Here is a 22923-nt window from a genome sequence, read left to right on the forward strand (position 1 = left end):
TTCGACGATTATCTATGTGTTAAATTCCTCTTGGTCAAAGTTATTCGATCTAAATAACAGGAATTTCTTCTAAATGATTAATAATAATAGCCAGCTTTTACTAAGGTATACCCGCTAACGAGAGCAGGCAAACTACGTAAGAAGTTAAGTTTTATTGGAGGATGCTCATGGATGATAAAAAGAAGTGGGATTTGATATCACTTGCTTCAATTCCACTTGTGATGACGCTAGGGAACTCAATGCTTATTCCAGTCTTGCCTATAATTGAAAAGAAGCTCAGCATCACATCCTTTAAGGTTTCGATGATCATTACGGTTTATTCTATTGCAGCCATTTTATTAATTCCAATTGCCGGTTATTTGTCCGATCGATACGGAAGAAAAAAAGTGATCATCCCGAGTTTGTTTATCGCTGGGATTGGAGGGCTCGTCACAGGCTGGGCATCATGGTCTCTAGAAAATCCATACGTCATGATTCTTATAGGAAGGGTACTTCAAGGGATTGGATCTTCTGGAGCAGCCCCAGTTGTTCTTCCTCTCGTAGGAGATTTATTCAAAAATGATAAAGATGTAAGTGCGGGATTAGGCTTAATTGAAACATCAAATACAGTCGGGAAGGTGCTGAGTCCCATTCTTGGAGCTCTTCTGGCATCCTTTCTCTGGTACTTGCCCTTCTTGTCCATACCTGTTTTCTCACTTATTTCAATATTACTTGTCATATTCCTTGTTAAGTCACCAGAAAAAAAAGAGAAGCCACAAACTTTTTCCTGTTTTTTGTCATGCTTAAAAAATATTTTTCGAAAAGATGGAAAGTGGTTAACGGCGATTTTTGCAATTGGCGGTGTGATAATGTTTGTTCTTTTTGGCATTCTATTCTATCTTGCCGGGTTTTTGGAAAATGAATTTCAAATTGTAGGTGTTAAAAAAGGTGGGGTTATTGCTATTCCACTTGTTGCTCTTTCATTAACCTCTTTTGTGACGGGAAAACGTATCGGTGAGAATAAGAAAACGATGAAATGGTGCATTTTCATTGGTTTATTTATTCTGGCAGCAGCGACACTAAGCGTTTCATTTACAGAACGACTCTGGTTGATGTTACTGATCTTATTTGTGGGTGGAGTAGGAATTGGAATGTCTCTACCTTGTCTTGATGCCCTCATCACAGAAGGGGTAAAAAAAGAAGAACGTGGAACAATTACATCTCTATATAGCTCGACTCGCTTTCTTGGCGTAGCGGCTGGTCCACCAATCTATGCATTGCTCATGAAGCAGTCTCATGAAGTTGTTTTCTATGCTTCAGCAGGTGTAACAGCAATTGCGATCTTTCTTTGCTTTGTTTCCATTAAGCCTGAAACCAATACAGATGTTTAGAGTGGCGAAATAAAGGGTAAATATATAACCCCCACACGATAAGCAAAAAGTAAGGAATAAATGGAAAAATAGAAAGAGGGAATGAATGATGTCATTAGAATTAATACTACAGTTTTTAATGTTAAGTATAGGCTTTATAGCGGTAGCGGCACTATTTCTCAACGTTGATAAAAAGCGTACACAAAAGCGTTTAGAATTAGAACTTGCTGAATATGAACAATCGCATCAAGTATCAAAATACGAGAAGAACAAATAAGATGGAGACTCTGAAACGAGTTTTCATCTTTTTTTGTATCTTGCTTAATGGAAAGATAGAAAGTTACCGGGTATTTGAACTCTTAGAAGTTTGATAATTACGGATAGTGGTATGAAAAGGTTAGATAACCAATTTAGCAACGGTACAATAGAACGTAAAGGAGATTATTCGTTATGACACTTCAAACAGATCACTATTTTGCTAAAAATTATGAACAGTCACGCGAGACATTTCGCAATCATCTTGATAAAATCCAAAAGAAATGGCCTTCGGCAACCTTATCAACAAAGTCAATTGGGAAAGAAGAAGATAATACAATCGATATGATTTACTCTGAAGCCCTTACATCAAACGATCGTGTCTTATTCTTTACTTCAGGTGAACACGGGATAGAAGGGTATGCTGGAGCAGCGGTTATCCATATGTTTGTAGAAGAATATCTTGATCAAATCGATCCTTCAACGACTGGGATTTGCCTGATTCATGCCCTTAATCCGTGGGGAATGCGTCATTTCCGACGGGTTACGGAAAATAATGTTGATCTCAACAGAAATTACTTTTATGACGAAAATTCTATTCGTAGAGACGTGAATAAAAATTATGCTAAGGAAAGCGACTTGTTTCTTCCAGATGGTAAAATCACTGACTTACAAGCAGAGAAGCACAAGCTATATGCACAGTTGATTAAAGGTCTCGCAAAGGGAGGGTACGCAGGATTAAAAAAGGCAAAGGGAATGGGACAATTTGAATTTGAGCGCGGTGTCTATTACGGAGGTTCAACAGCTGAAGAATCAGCTCTTTTCTTGAAGGATATACAAGAAAAGTTGTTAGGAACTTATCCTGGTGTTGTCCACATGGATTGGCATACAGCTCTCGGACCAACAAATGAAATAACGATGGTGATCTCAGAGAATGATGGAAGAGACGTGAAGGAGTTACAAGAAGCGTACAATCTTAACAACGTCGAAAAGTATACTCCTGAAAAAGTTAAAGGGGATTCTACGAATCATTTCTACAAATTAAAAGAAGAAGCATTTCCAGAAACATATCTTCTGTCGGCATTGTTTGAGTTCGGAACGTTTGGGACAGATAAACAGGCTGAAATTCGCGAATTTACGACGATTATTTTGGAAAACCATTTGTATTTTGAAGGGGCAGAATCAGTTGATGATATTCAATGGATTCTAGGAGAATTTGAAGCGATGTTTTACCCGGATGATTCCGAATGGAGAGAATCAGTTGTCAATGAGGCACGCCATGGAATAGAGGGAGTTTTAAAGAAAGAAGAAATTCTAAGTTAGAAATAAAAGGAGGGAGCGAATCATTCGCTCCCTCCTTTTTGTTATTACCCAATTGAACTTCGAACTTCATTCACTTGACCATCAATTGAAAGAGGCTGGTCTTCTCTTTGTTCAATCTTAATATTTGTGATAACACGATCTGTACCTTTTCCTAGAGCACTTGTATGAATGTCTCTTGCTAATTCAAAGAGTTCATCAACGTTTCCTTCAAAGACAGTAGAGGTTGGTCCAATATGGTAAGTGAACCCTTCTTTCTCAGCTAACTTTACAGCTTCTGTTACAAAATGATTCATGCTCGTTTGACTTGTCCCTACAGGTGTTACACTGATTTCTAATAGTGCCATAATTAATCCTCTCCTTCTCTTATGGTCATAGTAGTCTATTGACGTATTTTCTCTAATCCAAACGTTAATAGAAGGATACGATGTAAAAAGAATTAATGAAACTTCCTTTATTTTCAAAAAAACGAAACGAAAGAGACCCCTCATTCGTATAAATAGAAAAGAGCTCGGGAGGAATGCTGCATGATGAACTTGTTTCTTATGTTGGTAGTTATTGTTGCATCTTTAACTGGCTTCAATTGGTTAATGGGCTATCGGAAAAATCATATCCAGATTGACCTGGATGAACGCTATATCGACTACAATGAATACGTAAGGGCACTTAAGAATGAACTGAGTGCGCAAGGAAAAGATGTGGAGTACCTGGGTAATCGTAAGTTTAAGATCGATGGTAAGAAGTATCTTTTTATTGAACGAAACGTCACCATGGGGGGAGTCCCACTTCAGCGCACTATCTTGAAGCCAGCCCCTAATTCATAACAAGCACATCAATTGCTATAATAAGTTGAAGCTACTATGCTTATCCTATTCTTAAATAAGCATTGGAGGTAGTAAACTTATGGAACAAATTGCGGTTACGGCGATTTTAAAGCCTAAAACAGGTAAAGAAGAGAATGTCTTAAGTGTTCTTCAAGAAGTTCTGAAAGGTTCAAGGAATGAAGAAGGTAATATTCAATATGACGTTCATCAATCTATAGAAGATACAACATTTGTGATCTATGAAGTGTGGGAAAATCAACAGGCGATTGAAACGCACATTAACTCAGAGCATTATGAGAAGTATCGCAAGGATATCGGTGACCTTATTGATAGCCGAGAAGTTTATAAAATGAAAAAGATTTAAAGTCATTTCCGTTTCATTTCCGCGGAAATAACTGAGATATCGGGGATATAGTTTGTTTTTCGTGGGAATAATGACGAAAATCGCTGAATGAGCCAAAAATAATAGCATTAGAAAAGCACCTCGGATTCGGGATCCGAGGTGCTTTTCTAATAAATTAACGTCCTTCTTTTGCAAACCGTGCGATACGTTCTTCGATTTCATCACGTACTCGCTGGAAGAAAGCCCATTTTTCTTCTTCTGTGCCTTCTGCTTTAGCTGGATCATCAAATCCCCAGTGTTCACGCTTTACATGTGGTGGTGTTGTTGGACATTTGTCATTCGCATCTCCACAAAGCGTAACTACAAGATCCGCATTGTTTAAAAGATCCATATCAATCATGTCGGAAGTTTGGGAGGAAATATCAATATCGGACTCTTTCATTGCTTTAACAGCATTAGGGTTGAGGCCATGGGCTTCAATCCCCGCAGAATAAACATCGTATTCATCACCTAAGTGTTTTTTACCGAATCCTTCAGCCATTTGGCTTCTGCATGAATTACCTGTACATAAGAAATAAATTGATTTTTTGTTAGACATATATTGTTCTCCTTTTTAAATTGAAATTTAGATGATTAGTAGCCAGAAATAAAGGCCAAGTAATGTAATGAGTAGAGTTGGTACTGTTAAAATAACACCAATTTTAAAGTAGTATCCCCACGATATTTTGACGCCCTTTTGGGAGAGAACGTGAAGCCATAATAGTGTTGCAAGAGACCCAATTGGCGTAATCTTTGGACCTAAATCAGATCCAATAATATTCGCGTAAATAAGGGCTTCGCGCATTGTACCGGTCGTTGAAGTCGCTTCGATCGCTAGTGCATCAATCATAACAGTTGGCATGTTATTCATAATTGAGGACAGGATTGCAGCGATGAAGCCCATCGAAACGGTTCCTACGAGCAAACCTTGATCTGCTACTGATTGGATGACATTTGCAAGAATGTCGGTTAGTCCCTGGTTACGAAGGCCATAAACGACCACATACATTCCGATTGAGAAGAAAACAATCGCCCATGGGGCCCCTTTGATGACGTTCATCGTTTCAACTGCTTGACTGCGTCTCGCCATTAGTAGGAAGAAGATCGCGACAATCCCTGCGATAATCGATACAGGAACTCCGATAAATTCACTGGCGAAATAACCGACAAGTAGAATCGCAAGGACAAACCAGGAGAGCCTAAACATTTTGCTGTCTTTAATCGCTTCATGTGGAACGCGAAGCTGGTTAACGTCGTAATTTCCAGGAATGTCTTTTCGGAAGAACAGATAAAGGACAAGGATACTTGCGCCTAAGGAAAATAAGTTTGGAACAATCATACGTGATGCATACTCAACGAATCCGATATCAAAGAAGTCAGCGGAAACGATGTTCACAAGATTACTCACAACAAGTGGAAGTGAGGTTGTATCGGCAATAAACCCACTTGCCATGATGAATGGGAAAATCATTTTTTCCTTAAAGTTCAAGTTCCGTACCATCGCAAGAACAATTGGCGTGAGAATAAGGGCAGCTCCGTCATTTGCAAATAAAGCGGCAACGACTGCTCCGAGTAACGAAACGTAAATGAACATGCGAAGTCCGTTTCCTTTGGCGATCCGTGCCATGTGAAGCGCCGCCCATTCAAAGAATCCAATCTCATCAAGAATAAGAGAGATGAGAATGATGGCAATAAAAGCAAAGGTAGCATTCCATACAATCCCAGTTACGGTGATGACATCTTGAAAATCTACCACACCGACTAATAAAGCAAGCAATGCGCCGCCACACGCAGACCAGCCAATACCCAGGTTCTTAGGTTGCCAAATAACGAGTACTAACGTAAGTATGAAAATAAGAATAGCGAGTGTGACTGTCAATCTAATACCTCCATTAATCGCAACAAATGCGTAGTCCTTTTTTTTCTAGTTCGTAAAGTTTATCCTTTTGGTCAGGAATGAAGGTTAAAATACTCTGAATCACTAAAAAGGCTTCATGATCTGCATTTAATGAATAGAATACCCATTGGCCCTTTTTGCGTTCTTTCACTAAACCAGAGTCTCTCAATTTTCTTAGGTGCTGACTGATAGAAGGTTGGCTCATTTGCAATACTTCTACAAACTCACAGACGCAGCATTCACCATCTTTTAAAAGGCCCACTATCGTTAAACGCGTTTTATCGCCAAGTAATTTAAGGACAGAAGCAGCCTGATCGATTTCAATCATAGTGTTCTCCATTTCTTCACCTCCACAAATTATTATATAAGCATATACTTATATAATCAAGCAGATTTAAAATGTTGAGAAATTTAGAAAACGGAGCAAGAGTCATTGGTAAACGTTGCTTCGAAATTCTTGTTCGATTAGCATTCTTTCTTGTAGGCAACTGCCTTATGCTTAACAATATGGTTAGAAAAGTAACGATAAAACTAAACGAATGCCCATCCATTCAATAGGAAGCTGCATAGTATGAAGTAATCCAAGATGGAAAGGAGGTCATACTCCATGGGATACGGTTACGGCAGTGGGTTTGCTCTAATTGTAGTGCTGTTTATTCTCCTTATCATCGTAGGTGCAGCTTTTGTTGGAGGAGGCTACTAATTCTCGGAACATAAGCTGTATTCAGCAGGGAATTCCTGTTGAAGGAGCACGGGTTGAATAATAAATGCGCAAGAAGGCTGATTACCTTTAAATCAGCCTTTTCTTGTATAGAAAGATTGAACAAGCTCCTTCAATCTGTTGTCTTTTTTTGGAGTATGGATTTTGGGTATAGCTTGTTACCTAATGAACCGTATGTCTCACTCGTTCTGGGATCAATTAAATTTGTCTGTTCATGATAAACTCGAGGCGTATGCCAGAGAGTGATTAGGGCTCTTGTCATTGGCATCTCGTGGTATCGTTCTGGCCACATTGTTTTAATATGCTCTTTCACAAGTGGATAATATTTCGGATTCATCCCTGGAAACAGATGATGCTCTGTGTGATACGAGAAGTTGAAATGTAGGATGTCCACTATTTTTGGTACTGTAACGGTGAGACTGTTCGCAAGCGGATCATTGATAGGTGTTAATGGATTTAATCTGTGATTTGTTGAGATATAAGCCATTACGATAAAGTTTGCGATGAGAAGTGGAATGAAATAAGCAAATATCCAATTCCTTATTCCGATCACGAAGATAAGACTGATCCATGTTACCCAGGGCAAAATCATTTGTAGAAAAACGTCACGTTGCTTTTTTGGCGCAAATTCTTTTACATAAGTAAAAAACATTTTAATCGAATGGGCGGTAAATTGAACCGTTAATGAAATAAAAGCAAAGAACGAACGGATAAATAACGGGAGTCCGTAAATCCATTTGAACATTTTCATTCTCGAAATACGTTCTAGGGTTGGCCATGCATCTGGATCATTAGCATCATGCTGAGTATGTACATGGTGATTTAGGTTGTGCCATTTTCTCCAAAGTTTTGGGCCAGTACTTAATGGCCAAAACGCAATCGCGCCTAGAATATCACGTAGCAAGGCATTTCTTACAACTGTTCCATGTAGAATTTCATGGCCAAGAAAACCAAGTCCGGCAAAGCAAGCGCCTATCATAAATGAAAAGACAAGTGCTATGAGGGTAGGTAAAGGATTGGAGGCAATGATTAAGAAACAGGTCAATGTGATGACGAGATATGTAAATCCCCCGAAGAGTCGTACTGGAACAGGCTTAAAAGCTTCAGGTGGAAGGTGTTTCTTAATCCGAGCAGCATACCAGCTGAATGAGTGTAGATCGTTCATCATAATCTCCTTTCGAAATGCGAGAATGCTATAGAGCAACTGTTATTTAAGTGAAGAAATAAGCATATAAGTCAATCATGTACCTGAGTAAGAAGAAATATTCAAATGAAAATCAGGAAATGTATTGATTTCAAATAAGCGTCACGATAGAATAAGAAAAAAAAATAGGCAATGAAGAAGAAGAGTAGTCTTGAGCGGCACTTTAGAGAGCTGGTGGTAGGTGAAAATCAGTGTGCGCAACAGATGAATGGGCTTCTGAGCTACCGAACTGAACAGTAAAGTAGGATTCGGCGGAACGTCTTACCGATACAAGAGACACCTTATTGAAATAGGTTTCATTCTGTAAGGGGTAAGCGCGTTTACGTTTGTAAACGAATAAAGGTGGCACCACGGGTCTCTCGTCCTTTTTAGAGGATGAGGGGCTTTTTGTGTTGTCTAAAATGATGGAGGGACATATGAAAAAGACGATCTTAACAGGTATTAAGCCGACTGGAAGAGTTCATTTAGGCAATTACATTGGAGCGATTAAACCAGCTTTAAAACAAGCGATGAATGAGGAACTTGACCCTGTTTATTTTGTCGCAGATTACCACGGATTGACGAAAATTCGAGATCAGCAGCAGATGGAAGAATTATCGTACGGGATTGCAGCTACGTGGCTTGCACTTGGACTTGATCCAACAAAGGTGATTCTCTATCGTCAATCGGATGTACCAGAAATCTTTGAATTATCGTGGATTTTGGCTTGTTTTAGCCCTAAAGGATTAATGAATCGGGCGCATGCCTACAAAGCAATTGTGGAGAAAAATCGTGAGGGAGATCGCGAAGAGGATGAAGGGGTGAATATGGGGTTATTCACTTATCCCATTTTAATGGCGTCTGATATTCTAATGTTTCAAACCGATTTCGTCCCTGTAGGCAAAGACCAGATTCAGCATGTGGAAATCGCAAGGGATATAGCCGCTGCTTTTAATTTTCAATTTGGAGAAACGTTCACGTTGCCAAGCTATATTGTCGATAAAAACACGTCCGTACTTCCTGGGCTTGATGGTAGGAAAATGAGTAAAAGCTATCACAATACGATTTCATTGTTTGAAGAGCCAGATAAGCTTAAAAAGTTAGTTAATCGTATTACAACGGATTCTTCTGACCCAACAGAACCAAAGGATCCGGATACATCAACGGTATTTGCACTTTATAAGGAATTTGCTAGTGATGCCGAAACGATTGAAATGAGGAAAAAATTCAAAGAAGGGATCGGATGGGGAGAAGCGAAAAAAGAACTTTTTCATGTTATGGATGATTTCTTAGCTGAACCTCGAGAGAAGTACCGTTACTATATGGCTCATAGAGATGAGCTTGACCAAATTCTTGAAGAGGGAGCAAGGAAAGCAAGAGCTAAAGCGCAGCCGTTCTTGAAAGATGTGAAAAGCAAGCTAGGCATTCGACGATAGCAAGCTAGAAAACTTAACGTATTGTTCCTATATGCCGATAAAGATCATATATAGATTTCTTATGATAACTTCGGAGGCACAACACTATGATTGAAATGATAGGAGAATATAATTGGTGGATCGTCTTACTGTCAGTAGTCATCGCGGTCTTTGCTTCATATAGTGCGCTAGATCTCGCAGGTAGAGTTTCTTATTCGAAAGGGATTCGCAAATGGGTATGGGTCATTGGTGGGGCTGGCGCAATGGGAGTTGGAATATGGTCGATGCACTTTATCGGCATGCTTGCTTTTTCAATGTCGATGCCAATGACCTATGATGTTCCCCTTGTTGCTCTATCTATTTGCGCGTCTTTCTTTGGATCTTTCATTGCTCTTGTCGCAGTTGGAGGGAAGGAGCTAACGATTAAAAGGTTAGTTGTTGGAACGATCTTTATGTCTGGGGCTATTATCGCTATGCATTATATAGGTATGGAAGCGATGGAAAATGTTGAGATCGTTTACAATGATTGGTTGCTCGTTCTTTCAACACTTATCGCTATGTGTGCTTCATTTACAGCGCTAAAACTAGCCTTTACCCTTTCTAGATCCCAAAAATACCGTCACTTAATTTTACTAAAGATAGGCAGTGCGGGAATCATGGGAATTGCTATTGCGGGGATGCATTACGTTGGACTTGAAGCTGCGACCTTCTATATGTCTAAAGTACATCATCAACCAGTTGTAGAAGGATTAGACACGTCCGCTCTTTCCATTGCTATTGCCGTCGGTACGTTGTGCGTTCAAACGATTTTGATTTTTGGTGTTGTGACTGAACGGAAATTGATTAAGCAGTCAATTGAGATGAAGGGTAATGACTATCGTTTACGATCACTGCTTACATATAGCATTGATGCGATCCTCACTTTGACAGTAGATGGAAAAATCCGTTCGCTCAATCCGGCAGGTGAAAAACTATTCCGTGTGAAAAAAGATGAATTAAGTCATGTAAATCCAATGGATTTTTTCGAAAGTGAAGAATTAGAGAGAGTGAGTCACTATTTTCTTTCGGTGCATGACACAAGGCAGGCTGTCAGTTTCAATACGAAGGTCTTTACGTTTGACGGAGGGATAAACGATTTAAATGTGACGTTCGTTCCCATTTATTTAAATGATCGTCTTGATCGGATCTATGCTATTACAAAAGATATAACGAAGCAAAGAGCAGCAGAGCAAAAAAACCATCAAATGGCTTATTTTGATGCCTTAACGTCATTACCAAATCGTCGCTCATTTGTTGAATACCTAGAGAACTGCCTTAGGAAAGTAGATGAACCAGCAGATCTTGCTGTTATGATGCTCGATCTTGATCGTTTTAAAGTTATTAATGATGCTCTTGGTCATAACACAGGTGATCTTTTTCTATGCGCAGTTTCCGTGCGTCTGCAAGAATGCGTGGACCCATTTGGTTTTCTCGCACGCCTTGGAGGGGATGAATTTGTGATTGTCCTCGACGGATTTAAGCACATTTATCCTGATGAGCTTGCGAATCAAATTATTGAAGCATTTGAGAAGCCATTTCAGGTTAGTAGCCACGAGCTGTCCACTTCGGTAAGTATTGGCATAGCAGCAGCACCTGGTGACGGAACAAACGTTGAATCATTGATGAAGCATGCCGATATTGCGATGTATTCTGCAAAAGGACGTAATCGCAAGAAATATCAATTCTACTCGGCATCCATGGGACAAAAAAGTGAATTGAGATTAATAGAAGAAAGTTCGCTTCGAGCGGGACTTATCAACAAAGAATTTATTCTACATTATCAACCTCAGGTGAAATGCACTGATGGTTCACTGTCAGGAGTTGAAGCCCTCGTTCGCTGGAAAGCAGGAAAGGAAGAACTCCGCTACCCAGGCGATTTCATTTCACTAGCGGAAGAGACAGGTCTTATCGTTGAACTCGGCCGTCAAGTGCTTGATATGGCTTGTGAACAGGCGAAGAAATGGTGTGAGAGCGGTTATCCTCTTCGTGTTTCAGTGAATCTTTCTGCTAAGCAATTTCAGAGTGATGAACTAATTACAACGATTAAAGAAACGCTAACCAAGTATTCTCTTGATCCAGCATTGTTAGAGCTTGAGGTGACAGAGAGTATGACAATGGAAAACTCTACTCGCTCATCGTGGATGATTACTTCTCTTAGAGAACTCGGGGTGAGTATTTCTATTGATGACTTTGGTACAGGTCATAGTTCGTTAAGCTATCTCAAAGACTTTTCGATCAATCAGGTGAAAATTGATAAATCCTTTATTGATGAGTTAACACAAAATGTGAAGTCCGACCAAATTACGAGTGCGATTATTGCCATGAGCAAGCAATTAAAACTACACGTCATTGCAGAAGGGGTAGAAACGATTGAACAAGCTGATTTTCTATCATCAAAAGGGTGTGATAGTATTCAAGGCTATTACTACAGCAAGCCGGTTCCCCCTCAACAAATTGAAGATACTTATTTGAACTTGGAACCATCACCAGCTTAATCGTTTTATTTTAGCTTATGCTGTGGATTCTCGATTCTTGGTTCAGGCGATTGGTTTTCAATTCTTTTGATATGGGTTTTATAATAATGAAGAGTCATTCGAACATGTCCAAAATGTATGCAGCAGGATGTTTACAACGATAGAAGAAGTTTCTTATTCAAGAAATTCAACATAAAAAACAAAGACTACCAACTGGCAGTCTTTGTTTTTTATTTTTTAATTAAGCTGTATCCGATCCAATGCAAAGCCTGTTGAAGATTTGATTTTACAACAATTTGGTCAAAGTCACTTGAGGCTTGAACCGCTTTTATAGCTAGATCCGGACGAATACCTGTTACGATCATTTGAACTCCAACAAGTTTAAGAGAATCTCCTATTTTAAGAAGATTGGTCGCACTTTGGCTGTGAATATTAACAAGTCCTGATAAATCGAAAATGAGATAATCAAGGTTGTTCTTTGCACTTTCAGCGAGAGCACGTTCCATTAATCGTTCTGTTCGAATTTCATTAACGTCTCCAATGATCGGAAGAATGGCTACTTCTTCTGAAATGGGAACAATAGGCACAGATAGTGATTCGATCTCAGTATTTGCCCTTTCTAATTCAAGGACATTTCCAAGAAGGTTAGCCATCGCTTTAAATAAATCAACGTGATCTTCATTGTAATGAAATGGTTTAAGATCAAGTCCACATAAAGTACCGTAGTTATCACCGTTACGATAATAAATAGGTACACCAATTAATGAGCCACCACCGAGATTTTTGGTAACTTCCATATTTTTTGTTGAATCATGGGCTGCCAAATCATCAATAATAAGGGGTTCACGACCGCCTTTTACGATGAATTGTCAGTAGGAATCGCGATATAAGGTTTCAAAACCTGACTCCAGGATAATTTCATCACGATTGAATGAAGAAATAATATCTACATCTGTCTTATCGTTTTTGGCTACAAAAAATGTATTTACGCCTACGAATTTACTAATAACCTCTAAGACATCTTGAGATGCATCTTCAATGGAAGTATAGGTAGGGATATTAGAATGAATCATATCATACACCTCGTTTCTAATTCATCTAAACAAATCTTATATTTCTATACTATCTTATCATTAAGCTGATAGATAGAAAAATCACTATGAAATATGATTGGAAGTCGAATGATTACTAACGGTAGAGGAGTAAGAAGAGAAGTTATGAAATAAATTTTCATTCATTTCACAATTTCTGGATTAGATTTTGATGATTAGGGTATCAGTAAAATTGGGACATTGAAACTGCAGAAAAGACACTACCCTAAATAGATAGATAAAAGTGTGGATTGTCTCATTCTCCTTTTTAAATGTTTCGATCAATAATGGTAAAGCGTTTAGTTTTCTAGTAGGATAGGGATTTTTACATAGAAAATATCAGTACGAGAGGTGAGTTAATGAAAAATGCTACATTAGTTTTTTGGTATAGTCTCATTGTATGTTTGCTCGTTGTTTTGTGGGGAGCGATTTTGCCTGAGCATTTACAGGAGGTAACATCTACCGCAACTACTTACATATCTAGTCGATTTGGATGGTACTATCTTCTGATTGTTGTGGCTATTCTAATCTTCTGTATTTATTTGATTTTCTCTAGATTTAAAGACATTAAGCTTGGTGGAAAAGACGACAAGCCAGAGTTCAGCTTGCCAACTTGGTTTGCTATGTTGTTTAGTGCAGGAATGGGAATGGGCATGGTGTTTTGGACAACCGCAGAACCAATTTCTCACGCCTTCAAAAGCAGCCCGAGTGGTGAATTAGGAACAGAACGAGCTATTGAGGAATCTCTACAGTTTTCTTTTTTTCACTGGGGTGTACACGCATGGGCTGTCTACGCGCTCGTTGCTCTCGTGCTAGCTTATTTTAAGTTTCATAAAGGATATCCTGGATTGATTAGCGCTACGTTAACCCCTTTGTTTGGAGAAAAGAGGATGCAGGGGACGCTAGGGTATATGATCGATACTCTTGCTGTTGTCGCAACGGTAGTAGGCGTTGCAGCTACACTAGGATTCGGATCTGCCCAAATTAATCAGGGTCTTAAATTCTTGTTTAACACACCAGCAAACTTCTCTGTACAGTTGCTTATTCTCGTTATTTCAACAGCACTATTTATTGCCTCTGCATGGTCGGGATTAAAAAGAGGAATCAAATATTTGAGTAACATTAATATGATACTTGGATTTGCGCTTATGATTCTCCTCCTTATTGTAGGGCCAACGCTCTACATTATGAACATGTTTACGGGCTCCTTAGGCGGTTATATCTCAAACTTTTTCGATATGAGTTTTCACATTGAGCCGATCAACAATGATCAACGTTCTTGGGTCGATAGCTGGACGATTTTCTACTGGGCATGGTGGATTTCTTGGTCTCCATTTGTGGGGATATTTATTGCAAGAATTTCAAGAGGTCGAACGATAAAAGAGTTTATGCTTGGGGTTTTATTTGTTCCATCTATTGTCTGTTTTATTTTCTTTGCGGTGTTTGGAGTCTCAGCGCTCGATCTTCAGCAGAGTGGAATTGCAACGATTTCGGATTATTCGATTGAGACGGCAACATTTGCGGTTTTACAAGAGTATCCTCTTGGCACGCTAATGTCCTTTATCACGATTTTCGTGATTGCCATTTTCTTTATTACATCAGCTGATTCAGCAACGTTTGTATTAGGAATGCTCAGTACGACGGGTTCATTAAACCCATCCGCGATGATTAAGATTGTCTGGGGTTTAACTCTTTCCAGTATGGCTGCCATTATTGTGTACTTCGGTGGAACACAAGGATTGCAAAACATGCTTATTCTTGCGGCATTGCCATTTTCCATCGTCGTTCTCCTCATGGGGTATTCCTTCTTTAAGGCAGCAAGCAAGGAAGTATTATCAAAGAGAAAACGAGAAAAGATGCAACAAAAAGCAGTGTAATTGGATGAAGAGCTGTGTACCTGATGAGGGTGCACAGCTTTTTTTTGCAGGGATCAAGTCATTGGATCGGGAATTAGGAACACAGTAAGTCAGATTGTTCGTATAGAAAGGAAGAGGGAAACGTGAAGCAAATTATAGCCATGGGAGGCGGCGGTTTTTCGATGGAACAGGATAACCCACTCTTAGATGCATACATTCTTAATCAAGCAAAGTGTACGAAACCTAAGATATGTTTTATACCAACAGCAAGCGGTGATGCGGAAGGATACATAGCGAAATTCTATGCCTTCTTTGAAAATCAGCTCTGTATTCCTTCTCATTTGTCTCTATTTAATCCGGGTGCAAATATTGAAAAATTTCTATTAAATCAAGACATAATATACGTTGGTGGTGGAAATACCAAAAACCTAATGGTGCTCTGGAAAGAATGGGGCTTAGATCATACATTGAAGAAAGCCTGGGAGGAAGGCGTCATTTTAGCTGGAATTAGTGCAGGGGCAATCTGTTGGTTTGAAGAAGGACTCACGGATTCTTATGGAGATAAGCTCGAGTCACTGAAGTGTCTTGGGTTTTTAAAGGGGAGTTGCTGTCCCCACTTTGATGGAGAAGAAGAACGAAAACCTGCCTATCATCAAATGATTAATAATGCGCAAATGCAACCAGGAATCGCCCTTGATGATGGAGTAGCCGCTCATTTTATTGACCAATCACTTAAAGTAGCTGTCAGTTCAAGAAAAGAAGCGAGTGCATATAAGGTTAATAAAAATGAGTCAACTGAAGAAAAGATTGAAACCATATACCTTGGTGCAGACGGACAATGATAAAACAAGGAAATGATTCTCAGAAAAGCCCCATCTCTTTGCGTGAGATGGGGCTTTTCTGAATTCTTTTTTTACAGTCGGGAGCTTAACCCTCCAACATTCCTAAAGACTTTAATGCACCTTCTAGGTTCTGCTTGATTGTAAGAGATTGCAAATCAAGTCCAAGTGATACTACACCTATAGCGACATCAGAACTTACACCTGTCACAATAATTTCAACACCCATCACTTCAAGAGAATCAACGATTTTAAAGAGATGCTGGGTCATCATCGTATCTAGTGTGGCTACGCCTGATAAATCAAGAATCAGAGAGCGGATTTTCTTCGCACTTGATTCCATTAACGTGCGTTCAAGAATGAGATTCGCGCGTTTTTCATCTATTTCACCAATGATCGGACAAATGGCTACTTTAGAAGAGATTTTAATGATTGGGACAGTTAGTGCATCGTCTTGAATATACTGTTTCTGAAGGCTACGAGTTTTCTTATCAAGGTAGCTTTCGGTAAAAAGGTTAATGGAATGATCAATCAAGGGATCTATTAATTTCGATATAGTAATAACGTCAGACACTGTTAAAGAAAATGTATGTTGGTGATCTTCCATATAAGTCAGTAACGACTTTTTCATCGCTGTAATGCTCATTAAGATCGTATCTAAATAAGCAGGGAAGTTTTCTTCCTCTTCAAATCTTTGGAGATCTTCAGAGGGATAAGAAATTTCTCCTGCTTCAATGGACTCACCTAGTGAAACTAGAATTTGTTCAGTGAAAGTATATGACTCACCTGGTAGGCTCTGTACTTGAGTGTTCATATCAATTAAATGTCTAGTGTTGGCTGTGATATCATCTATGTTTTGTAGAATAGATTGTCCTAGGCGATGGATAGAGTGAGAAAATTGTTCGGACATAGAAACTCCCTTCTAGCATTACGGTCTACTTGTGGTAAAATAAATTTAATATATGCTTATCTTACTACAATGCACTGTTTTGTGAAGAAGTATATTACTATATACCTGGAGGTGCAGCTTAAATTTGAACAGGTCTGTAGAAGATATGAAAACGACACTTGATGTTGTCTGTGGGAAGTGGAAAGCCGTTTTGCTGCTAGAATTAGTGGAGAAGCCTCTTAGATTTAGTGAGATCAAAAAGGTGATTCCGCGCATACCTCATCAAACGCTTATTAAACATTTGAAAGAGCTTGAAATGGATGGGCTACTTAATCGTAAAGAATCAAAAGATGTCCCTCCCAAGGTAGAGTACTCTTTGACATCATATGGGTATGAGCTTGAACCACTGCTTCACGAAATGGAGAAGTGGGGAAAGATTCATCGCACTCGTTCAGAAGAAACGATTGCAAACTAAAAGGAGCGTGCAGATGCACGCTCCTTTTTGGATATTATGGTTTATCTTGATTCTCTTAATGGAATATCGGGATTTTTATCCTGGAACCATCTTAGAGCAAAGTCGTTTTGGAACAGAAGAACCGGGCGCTTTAGCTGATCATAGACAAGCATATTACGAATGCTATCTACCTTGTCTTCCGGATTATCTGTTTCAATCCAACGTGCATGCTGGTGAGGCATTGTATCGAATTGAATATCAACATTGTACTCACCTTTCATGCGGTATTCAAAAATCTCAAATTGGAGACGTCCGACAACGCCAATAACAATTTCGTCCCAGTGTGCGGTCCGATAAACTTGAATGGCACCTTCTTCAGAAAGCTGTTGCACACCTTTGTAGAAGTGCTTTTGCTTCATCGCTTTTTGTGCCCGTACTTTCGCGAAATGCTCAGGTGGGAATGTTGGTAAAGCTCCGAACGAATAAACGTTTTTAGAGCCTACGAGCGTGTCGCCAATTTGATATGTTCCTGAATCATAAAGACCGACAATATCTCCAGGGTACGCTTTTTCAACATTACCTCGGGAGGAGGCAAAGAAAAGTTGGCCTTGAGAGAGCTTCAAACTTTTACCTGTGCGCTCAAGCCATGCTTCCATTCCTTTTTCAAAAGTACCCGATACAATTCGTAAAAACGCAACGCGGTCACGGTGAGCAGGGTTCATGTTCGCCTGGATTTTAAAGATAAAGCCTGAGAATGTTTCTTCATCGGGCTTTACTTCGCCTTCAGAGCTCTCGCGAGGAGCTGGGGAAGGAGCAAGATCAAGAAAGTGATTTAAGAATGTTGGAACACCGAAGCTTGAAATCGCACTTCCGAAGAAAACTGGTGTCTGCTTCCCTGATTGCAATGCTTCTTCACTATAAGTTGCACCTGCTTCATCAAGTAGCATGACGTCTTCTTGAAGTTGATTAACAAGATCTTCGCCAGCTTTTTCTTTAAGGACGGGATCATCTAAATCTGAGATTTGGATCGCCTGTTTATTGTCGCCTTCTGTATCGTAGAATTCAACGGCTTTCTGATGACGATCGTAAACGCCCTGGAACGATTGACCAATACCGATTGGCCAGTTCATAGGGTAAGATTCGATGCCAAGAACTTCTTCAATTTCTTCAAGTAGCTCTAAAGGCTCACGGCCCTGACGATCCATTTTGTTTATGAACGTGAAAATTGGAATACCATGCTCACTAACAACTTTAAAAAGTTTCTTTGTTTGAGACTCAACACCTTTTGCAGCATCGATAATCATTACAACGCTGTCAACGGCTAGAAGCGTACGATACGTATCTTCACTGAAGTCTTCGTGTCCTGGTGTATCCAGAATATTAATCGTGTGTCCCTTGTAGTTAAAGTTCATAACACTCGATGTAACAGATATACCACGCTGTTTCTCGATTTCCATCCAGTCAGACGTCGCGTACTTGGATGATTTTCGTGATTTAACTGTTCCTGTTGAACGGATCTGACCGCCAAGGAACAAAAGTTTTTCAGTCAAAGTCGTTTTACCAGCATCGGGGTGAGAGATGATCGCAAAGGTCCGTCTCTTCTTTATTTCTTCTTGTAATTCTTTATGGTTACTCATTATGTCAATTAGTCCTTTCAATATCACTTCTTATGTAATATAACATATTCTTACGGTTGTTCCTATTGCGTGAAGGGTACGAAAATAGTGAGAAAGGATTCGATGAAAATAGATCGAAATGAATAGCGAAAGGGGAATGAGCGATATGAGTGGATTTGAAGGATTTTTAGATGATTTCCTATCAAGCTGGCGGAACTCTTCGTTAGATGAAATAAAGTATAAAATAAGCGATACGTATGAGGCGAGAGAAATCTCAAGCCAATCTGAGCTATATGATTTTGGGTATGAGGAGTCGATTCAAGGCTGGGATCAAGCTTTTTCGGCTTTTCAAAAAGACAGAACGAAGTGGGTACTAAAGAAGCTCGCTGTCACTCCAATTCGACGAAATGAAATGCTTGCGATTATTTTTGCTTCTATTGAGGTAGATGGCAAACAAAGTGAAACTGGGAGTGTCTTTTTTGATACTTTTCGAAAAGGGGTACAAGGGAATTGGAAGCTTGTGAGAAGTTACATTGAAGCTGGGGTTCCGATTGAACACATCGCAGCGTTTCAGACGGAAGAAAAATAGTTAATACATTTGAAGCTCCTGATAAACGGATCCGTTTATCAGGAGCTTTTTTGTGTAGAGAGCTTGTTATGACTCATTAGGCACTTGCAGGTACCTATATTACACCAAAGTGCGTACTTACATAAAGACTTGGAAGGTTGCATAATCAGTTGTACAGCTGAGAGAAAAGACGTCTTTCTACTCGGCACTTAAAAAATTTCAAGGAGGAATTCGCTTTATGAGTTCTCAAACACATACAATGTCACACTCGAAAGAAAAATCTAGTGGTACTCTAGCCCTTTTAGCGCTCGCGATTAGTGCATTTGGAATTGGAACAACCGAATTTGTTCCTGTTGGCCTTCTTTCTTCTATTGCAGATGACTTATCGATTTCGATTACACTTGCTGGCTTATTGATTTCAGGTTACGCCATTGGAGTAGCAATTGGTGCTCCCGTTCTAACTGCTTTAACTGGAAAAATAAATCGGAAGACACTCCTCATGTCATTAATGGTCGTTTTTATCATTGGTAACCTTGTAGCGGGAATATCCACATCCTTCGGTTTACTACTCGTTGCACGGTTTATTACAGCATTTTCACACGGGATTTTCTTCTCAATCGGTTCAACGATTGCAGCAGATCTCGTTCCAGAAAATAAGCGGGCAAGTGCGATTGCCTTTATGTTTACAGGATTAACCGTTGCAACCGTAACCGGTGTTCCGCTTGGTACATTCATTGGCCAAGCGTTTGGGTGGAGAGCAACGTTCCTTGGTGTCGCTCTTCTTGGTGTGATTGGGATTATCGCAAGTGCGATTCTCGTACCGAAGGATTTAAAAGAAGCACCGCCAGCGAAATTTAGTGAACAGGTGAAGATCTTAACGAATGGAAAATTACTCTTAGCATTTGCGATTACAGCACTAGGTTACGGTGGTACGTTCGTTGCCTTTACGTATTTAGCTCCGCTACTTGAAGATGTAACAGGACTTAGCGCGAAATTTGTTAGTGTGATTTTACTAGTTTATGGTGTTGCCGTAGCGATTGGAAATGTCATTGGTGGGAAAGCGTCGGATAAGAACCCATTAAAAGCACTGTTTTGGATGTTCGTGATGCAAGCAATCATTCTCTTTATCATGACATTTGCCCTTCCATTTAAAGTGGCTGGAATAATTTCGATTTTCTTCATGGGTTTGTTTGCCTTTATGAATGTTCCTGGTTTGCAAGTACTTGTAGTGAATCTTGCTGAAAAATATGTACCATCTGCCGTTAACGTGGCATCCGCGCTTAATATCGCTGCGTTTAACGTTGGTATAGCGATTGGCTCATTTGTAGGTGGCATCATCGTTGATTCCATTGGTCTGATTCACACTCCGTGGATTGGCGGCATTATGGTTGTCGGAGCGGTTGCGCTTACGGGATGGCTACGAGCTATGGAGAGAAAAGCATAGGGGAATGATGTAGAAAGTTCTTTAGTATTCAAACCTATCTATTTAGCGTCTAAAAAATTTAAGTCAATCTTCATCCAATTTCCGCATTTCGTATTACATTAGTTTGCTAGTGAAGGAACAATTGAATGATTGCTGAACAAAGCGATCCCTACCACGAATATAGTGGTAGGGATCGTTTATTCATTCATACTGACTTAAGCCTTTTTTAAACGCAGCAAGATGATTTTTTGAGGCATCACCAAGCCTTGTCATAACGGTTTTGACATCCTGCGGCAGGTCGGGTAGATCCGCTAATTTCTCATACATGGCTATGTTGTCAACTTCTCCTTGAACGCCAGATTCGAACGCTTTTTTTAACGTTTTGGGGGTGGTTGTATACTGGCTAGCATTATTTTCGGGCGCGGTTATGTTATACCTTGTAAATAAGGGGAGAAGAGCTGTAATGTGCCTTTGCTCAGCCATTTTAATTTGAGAGAAAGGTATTATGTCACCGAATTCTTTGATGATAGCATCATATCTTGCCTGTGCCAGATACTCATCCTGAATCGCATACGTTAAGGCTTCCTTCAATGTAATGGAAGAGTCTTGTAGTGCTCCTTTTGCACCGTAGTCTTCTGGAAGAGCTTCTGCATTCGCTTCAATAAGATTGAAGTTGAAGAAAATGAAGCTGATGATCGCAATAATCGCTACTTTTTTCAATTTGCTCACCTTGCCTTTTTGTTGATTAACCTTCCTACAAAAGAGGAGTTTTATGTAATTTTTAATTGGTGAAGTCATTTTGTTTGATTTCCCTTAAAGAACAGCATATGATCTTAACTGTAAAGTGTTAAATTACAGTAGGAGGAACAGTCGTGAGCAAACGTATATTAATGGTTGTTACAACCGCAGATACAATGAAAGAAGGACATAAGACAGGTCTCTGGTTATCAGAGTTTGGGGAAGCGTATATCGAATTTGAAAAGCTTGGCTATCAAATCACAGTAGCTAGTCCGCTAGGCGGAAAAGCGCCTGTTGATGATCGCAGTCTTGAAGGTGGAGAAACGCCTCAAGAAATTCTCGATACTGCCAAATACCTTGAAGATACAGTGAAGCTCGAGAAAATCATTGGCGCGTCTACTTTTGATGCGATCTTTATGCCTGGTGGGCACGGAACAATGTTTGACCTTCCGGAAAACGATAAGCTTCAGCACTTGATTCGTGAGTTCTATGAATCAAACAAAATTGTTGCTTCTGTCTGCCATGGTCCCGCTGGACTCGTTGGCGTAACTCTTTCAGATGGTAAGCCACTTGTTTCAGGTAAAACGATTACGGCGTTTACAGACGATGAAGAAAGAGAAACAACGCTTGATCAATTCATGCCTTTCTTACTGGAAACTCGTCTTCGCGAACTTGGTGCTGACTTTGTTACAGAAGATAACTGGTCAGATCACATGCAAATAGACGGTAATTTAATTACTGGTCAAAATCCGCAATCAACTACTAGTGTTGCGAAAGAAGTAGTCGAGAAACTTAGCTAATGATTAAGATCCCTAGGAGATAGATAATATAAACGAAAAGGACTCCGAGTTTCGGAGTCCTTTTCGTTTATATTTTTTACTCTTTATCTTTGTCTTTTTTCTTACCGAAAACCTTTTTAGTAGCACCTTTAAATACATTAGAGGCCGTATCAACTGACTTACCAACGACTTTGTTCCCTGTTTTACTCACATTTTTAACAAAGTCTGTTGAAGCGTCAGCGGCTTTCCCTACAAGACCGCCTTCTCCGCTAACTGACTTGACAATATCGTTCGCTGTGTCAGCGGATTTATTCACAAGATCACTTGCGGTTTTTGATGTCTTCTTCACAATATTATCTTCTTTCGTTGAATTTCTCTCAGACATCTCAATCCCCTCCTTCGCGAATTTTGATACAACACTATGCTATGAACGGAATGGTATAAATATGATTTTCAAGTAAAACGTCATTTGAATTTGGAATTTTCTCCACCTAACTGCGAAAAGAGGAGGTATTCGATAGGAAGAAGTGGAAGAATTATTGAACGACCATTTCTATAAGGAAGTGAAAGGATATATGAATCATCAGTTGGATGTACGTGGGTTATTAAAGGGCATTGCCATATGGGAAGTAGTATTGTTTCTTCCGGCTATTTTGTTGTTTTCTTATCTGCCTGATGATCGACTGATCGACATCTTTATTAACGTATTTATTTTCTTTGGTTGTACAATTGGTCTGTTTACGATATCAAGGTATGTTCAGCGGTTTGTGAAGAGAGGATAATAAATTACTAAAAAGGAGGATGCGCATAG

General features: G+C 39.5%; 26 protein-coding genes and 1 other annotated feature. Of the genes, 15 read left to right on the forward strand and 11 right to left on the reverse strand.

Translation table 11 applies throughout. From position 1 onward, the window contains the following. Positions 1-167: 167 nt before the first annotated feature. The 3 genes from AC0VYH_RS04740 (at position 168) to AC0VYH_RS04750 (ending at position 2927) form a co-directional block, all read left to right on the forward strand. Positions 168-1370, forward strand: a complete 1203-nt coding sequence (locus tag AC0VYH_RS04740; RefSeq protein WP_430243697.1) for an MFS transporter — start codon at positions 168-170, stop codon at positions 1368-1370. 85 nt (positions 1371-1455) lie between these two features. Then, on the forward strand, positions 1456-1626 hold the full coding sequence (locus tag AC0VYH_RS04745) for a hypothetical protein (RefSeq protein WP_430243696.1): 171 nt from the start codon (positions 1456-1458) through the stop codon (positions 1624-1626). A gap of 173 nt (positions 1627-1799) precedes the next feature. Continuing rightward, a complete protein-coding gene (locus AC0VYH_RS04750) occupies positions 1800-2927 on the forward strand; it encodes a M14 family metallopeptidase (RefSeq protein WP_475373357.1) in 1128 nt (375 codons plus the stop codon). Positions 2928-2971: 44 nt separating this feature from the next. Here AC0VYH_RS04750 and AC0VYH_RS04755 read toward each other — a convergent pair whose 3' ends face one another. Next, positions 2972-3271 (reverse strand): MTH1187 family thiamine-binding protein, encoded by a 300-nt coding sequence (locus AC0VYH_RS04755; RefSeq protein ID WP_226616259.1) that lies wholly within the window; start codon positions 3269-3271, stop codon positions 2972-2974. Between the two features lie 180 nt (positions 3272-3451). Here AC0VYH_RS04755 and AC0VYH_RS04760 point away from each other — a divergent pair, with 180 nt between their 5' ends. Both AC0VYH_RS04760 and AC0VYH_RS04765 read left to right on the forward strand, forming a co-directional pair. Further along, on the forward strand, positions 3452-3748 hold the full coding sequence (locus AC0VYH_RS04760) for a hypothetical protein (RefSeq protein WP_430243692.1): 297 nt from the start codon (positions 3452-3454) through the stop codon (positions 3746-3748). A gap of 79 nt (positions 3749-3827) precedes the next feature. Then, positions 3828-4112, forward strand: a complete 285-nt coding sequence (locus tag AC0VYH_RS04765) for a putative quinol monooxygenase (RefSeq protein WP_475368499.1) — start codon at positions 3828-3830, stop codon at positions 4110-4112. Positions 4113-4266: 154 nt separating this feature from the next. Here AC0VYH_RS04765 and arsC read toward each other — a convergent pair whose 3' ends face one another. The 3 genes from arsC to AC0VYH_RS04780 are packed head-to-tail and all read right to left on the reverse strand — an operon-like array spanning position 4267 to position 6367. After that, a complete protein-coding gene (gene arsC / locus AC0VYH_RS04770) occupies positions 4267-4689 on the reverse strand; it encodes an arsenate reductase (thioredoxin) (protein WP_475368500.1) in 423 nt (140 codons plus the stop codon). 27 nt (positions 4690-4716) lie between these two features. Then, complete coding sequence (locus tag AC0VYH_RS04775; protein WP_475368501.1) at positions 4717-6009, reverse strand: arsenic transporter; 1293 nt, start codon at positions 6007-6009, stop codon at positions 4717-4719. Between the two features lie 13 nt (positions 6010-6022). Then, positions 6023-6367 carry an ArsR/SmtB family transcription factor gene (locus tag AC0VYH_RS04780; RefSeq protein ID WP_430243686.1) on the reverse strand — a complete coding sequence of 115 codons (345 nt, stop codon included), beginning with the start codon at positions 6365-6367 and terminating at the stop codon, positions 6023-6025. Between the two features lie 267 nt (positions 6368-6634). Between AC0VYH_RS04780 and AC0VYH_RS04785 the strand changes: the two genes are divergently transcribed. After that, positions 6635-6730, forward strand: a complete 96-nt coding sequence (locus AC0VYH_RS04785; protein WP_142329528.1) for a YjcZ family sporulation protein — start codon at positions 6635-6637, stop codon at positions 6728-6730. A gap of 130 nt (positions 6731-6860) precedes the next feature. On the opposite strand, the gene desB is transcribed toward AC0VYH_RS04785, so the two are convergent. Then, positions 6861-7913, reverse strand: a complete 1053-nt coding sequence (desB, locus tag AC0VYH_RS04790; protein WP_475368502.1) for a Delta(10) desaturase DesB — start codon at positions 7911-7913, stop codon at positions 6861-6863. Positions 7914-8075: 162 nt separating this feature from the next. Further along, positions 8076-8322 (forward strand) — a binding site (T-box leader). A gap of 46 nt (positions 8323-8368) precedes the next feature. On the opposite strand from desB, the gene AC0VYH_RS04795 reads away from it, so the two are divergent. Then, entirely contained in the window at positions 8369-9367 is a 999-nt protein-coding gene (locus tag AC0VYH_RS04795; protein ID WP_475368503.1) for a tryptophan--tRNA ligase, read from the forward strand. Between the two features lie 86 nt (positions 9368-9453). Further along, positions 9454-11880, forward strand: coding sequence for an EAL domain-containing protein (locus AC0VYH_RS04800; RefSeq protein ID WP_475368504.1), 2427 nt, complete (start codon positions 9454-9456; stop codon positions 11878-11880). Between the two features lie 209 nt (positions 11881-12089). Here the strand turns inward: AC0VYH_RS04800 and AC0VYH_RS04805 are convergent, their stop codons facing one another. After that, on the reverse strand, positions 12090-12722 hold the full coding sequence (locus AC0VYH_RS04805; RefSeq protein WP_475369040.1) for an STAS domain-containing protein: 633 nt from the start codon (positions 12720-12722) through the stop codon (positions 12090-12092). Between the two features lie 6 nt (positions 12723-12728). Continuing rightward, the gene (locus tag AC0VYH_RS04810) at positions 12729-12932 is read right to left on the reverse strand and encodes a hypothetical protein (RefSeq protein ID WP_430243679.1); all 204 of its coding nucleotides are present in this window, start codon (positions 12930-12932) and stop codon (positions 12729-12731) included. Positions 12933-13309: 377 nt separating this feature from the next. On the opposite strand from AC0VYH_RS04810, the gene AC0VYH_RS04815 reads away from it, so the two are divergent. Further along, on the forward strand, positions 13310-14827 hold the full coding sequence (locus AC0VYH_RS04815; protein ID WP_475373358.1) for a BCCT family transporter: 1518 nt from the start codon (positions 13310-13312) through the stop codon (positions 14825-14827). Positions 14828-14949: 122 nt separating this feature from the next. Further along, positions 14950-15648 (forward strand): Type 1 glutamine amidotransferase-like domain-containing protein, encoded by a 699-nt coding sequence (locus AC0VYH_RS04820; protein WP_475368506.1) that lies wholly within the window; start codon positions 14950-14952, stop codon positions 15646-15648. An 85-nt stretch (positions 15649-15733) separates the two neighbouring features. Here the strand turns inward: AC0VYH_RS04820 and AC0VYH_RS04825 are convergent, their stop codons facing one another. Continuing rightward, complete coding sequence (locus AC0VYH_RS04825; protein ID WP_430243673.1) at positions 15734-16555, reverse strand: STAS domain-containing protein; 822 nt, start codon at positions 16553-16555, stop codon at positions 15734-15736. A gap of 124 nt (positions 16556-16679) precedes the next feature. Between AC0VYH_RS04825 and AC0VYH_RS04830 the strand changes: the two genes are divergently transcribed. Continuing rightward, positions 16680-17009, forward strand: a complete 330-nt coding sequence (locus AC0VYH_RS04830; protein WP_475366703.1) for a winged helix-turn-helix transcriptional regulator — start codon at positions 16680-16682, stop codon at positions 17007-17009. Between the two features lie 41 nt (positions 17010-17050). Here the strand turns inward: AC0VYH_RS04830 and AC0VYH_RS04835 are convergent, their stop codons facing one another. After that, positions 17051-18625, reverse strand: a complete 1575-nt coding sequence (locus tag AC0VYH_RS04835; RefSeq protein ID WP_430243669.1) for a peptide chain release factor 3 — start codon at positions 18623-18625, stop codon at positions 17051-17053. A gap of 145 nt (positions 18626-18770) precedes the next feature. Here AC0VYH_RS04835 and AC0VYH_RS04840 point away from each other — a divergent pair, with 145 nt between their 5' ends. Beyond that, positions 18771-19193 (forward strand): flavoprotein, encoded by a 423-nt coding sequence (locus tag AC0VYH_RS04840; protein ID WP_475368508.1) that lies wholly within the window; start codon positions 18771-18773, stop codon positions 19191-19193. Positions 19194-19410: 217 nt separating this feature from the next. Next, on the forward strand, positions 19411-20616 hold the full coding sequence (locus tag AC0VYH_RS04845) for an MFS transporter (protein WP_430243666.1): 1206 nt from the start codon (positions 19411-19413) through the stop codon (positions 20614-20616). A gap of 180 nt (positions 20617-20796) precedes the next feature. Here AC0VYH_RS04845 and AC0VYH_RS04850 read toward each other — a convergent pair whose 3' ends face one another. After that, a complete protein-coding gene (locus AC0VYH_RS04850; protein ID WP_475373359.1) occupies positions 20797-21315 on the reverse strand; it encodes a DUF2202 domain-containing protein in 519 nt (172 codons plus the stop codon). 152 nt (positions 21316-21467) lie between these two features. Between AC0VYH_RS04850 and AC0VYH_RS04855 the strand changes: the two genes are divergently transcribed. After that, positions 21468-22133 (forward strand): type 1 glutamine amidotransferase domain-containing protein, encoded by a 666-nt coding sequence (locus AC0VYH_RS04855; RefSeq protein ID WP_475368510.1) that lies wholly within the window; start codon positions 21468-21470, stop codon positions 22131-22133. 76 nt (positions 22134-22209) lie between these two features. On the opposite strand, the gene AC0VYH_RS04860 is transcribed toward AC0VYH_RS04855, so the two are convergent. Then, positions 22210-22497, reverse strand: a complete 288-nt coding sequence (locus AC0VYH_RS04860; protein WP_194220463.1) for a hypothetical protein — start codon at positions 22495-22497, stop codon at positions 22210-22212. Positions 22498-22651: 154 nt separating this feature from the next. Between AC0VYH_RS04860 and AC0VYH_RS04865 the strand changes: the two genes are divergently transcribed. Further along, positions 22652-22894: a DUF6007 family protein gene (locus AC0VYH_RS04865; RefSeq protein ID WP_475373360.1), complete on the forward strand. Its 243-nt coding sequence runs from the start codon at positions 22652-22654 to the stop codon at positions 22892-22894. Positions 22895-22923 lie beyond the last annotated feature (29 nt).

The sequence above is a fragment of the Anaerobacillus sp. QJM3NY_32 genome, from assembly GCF_056173645.1.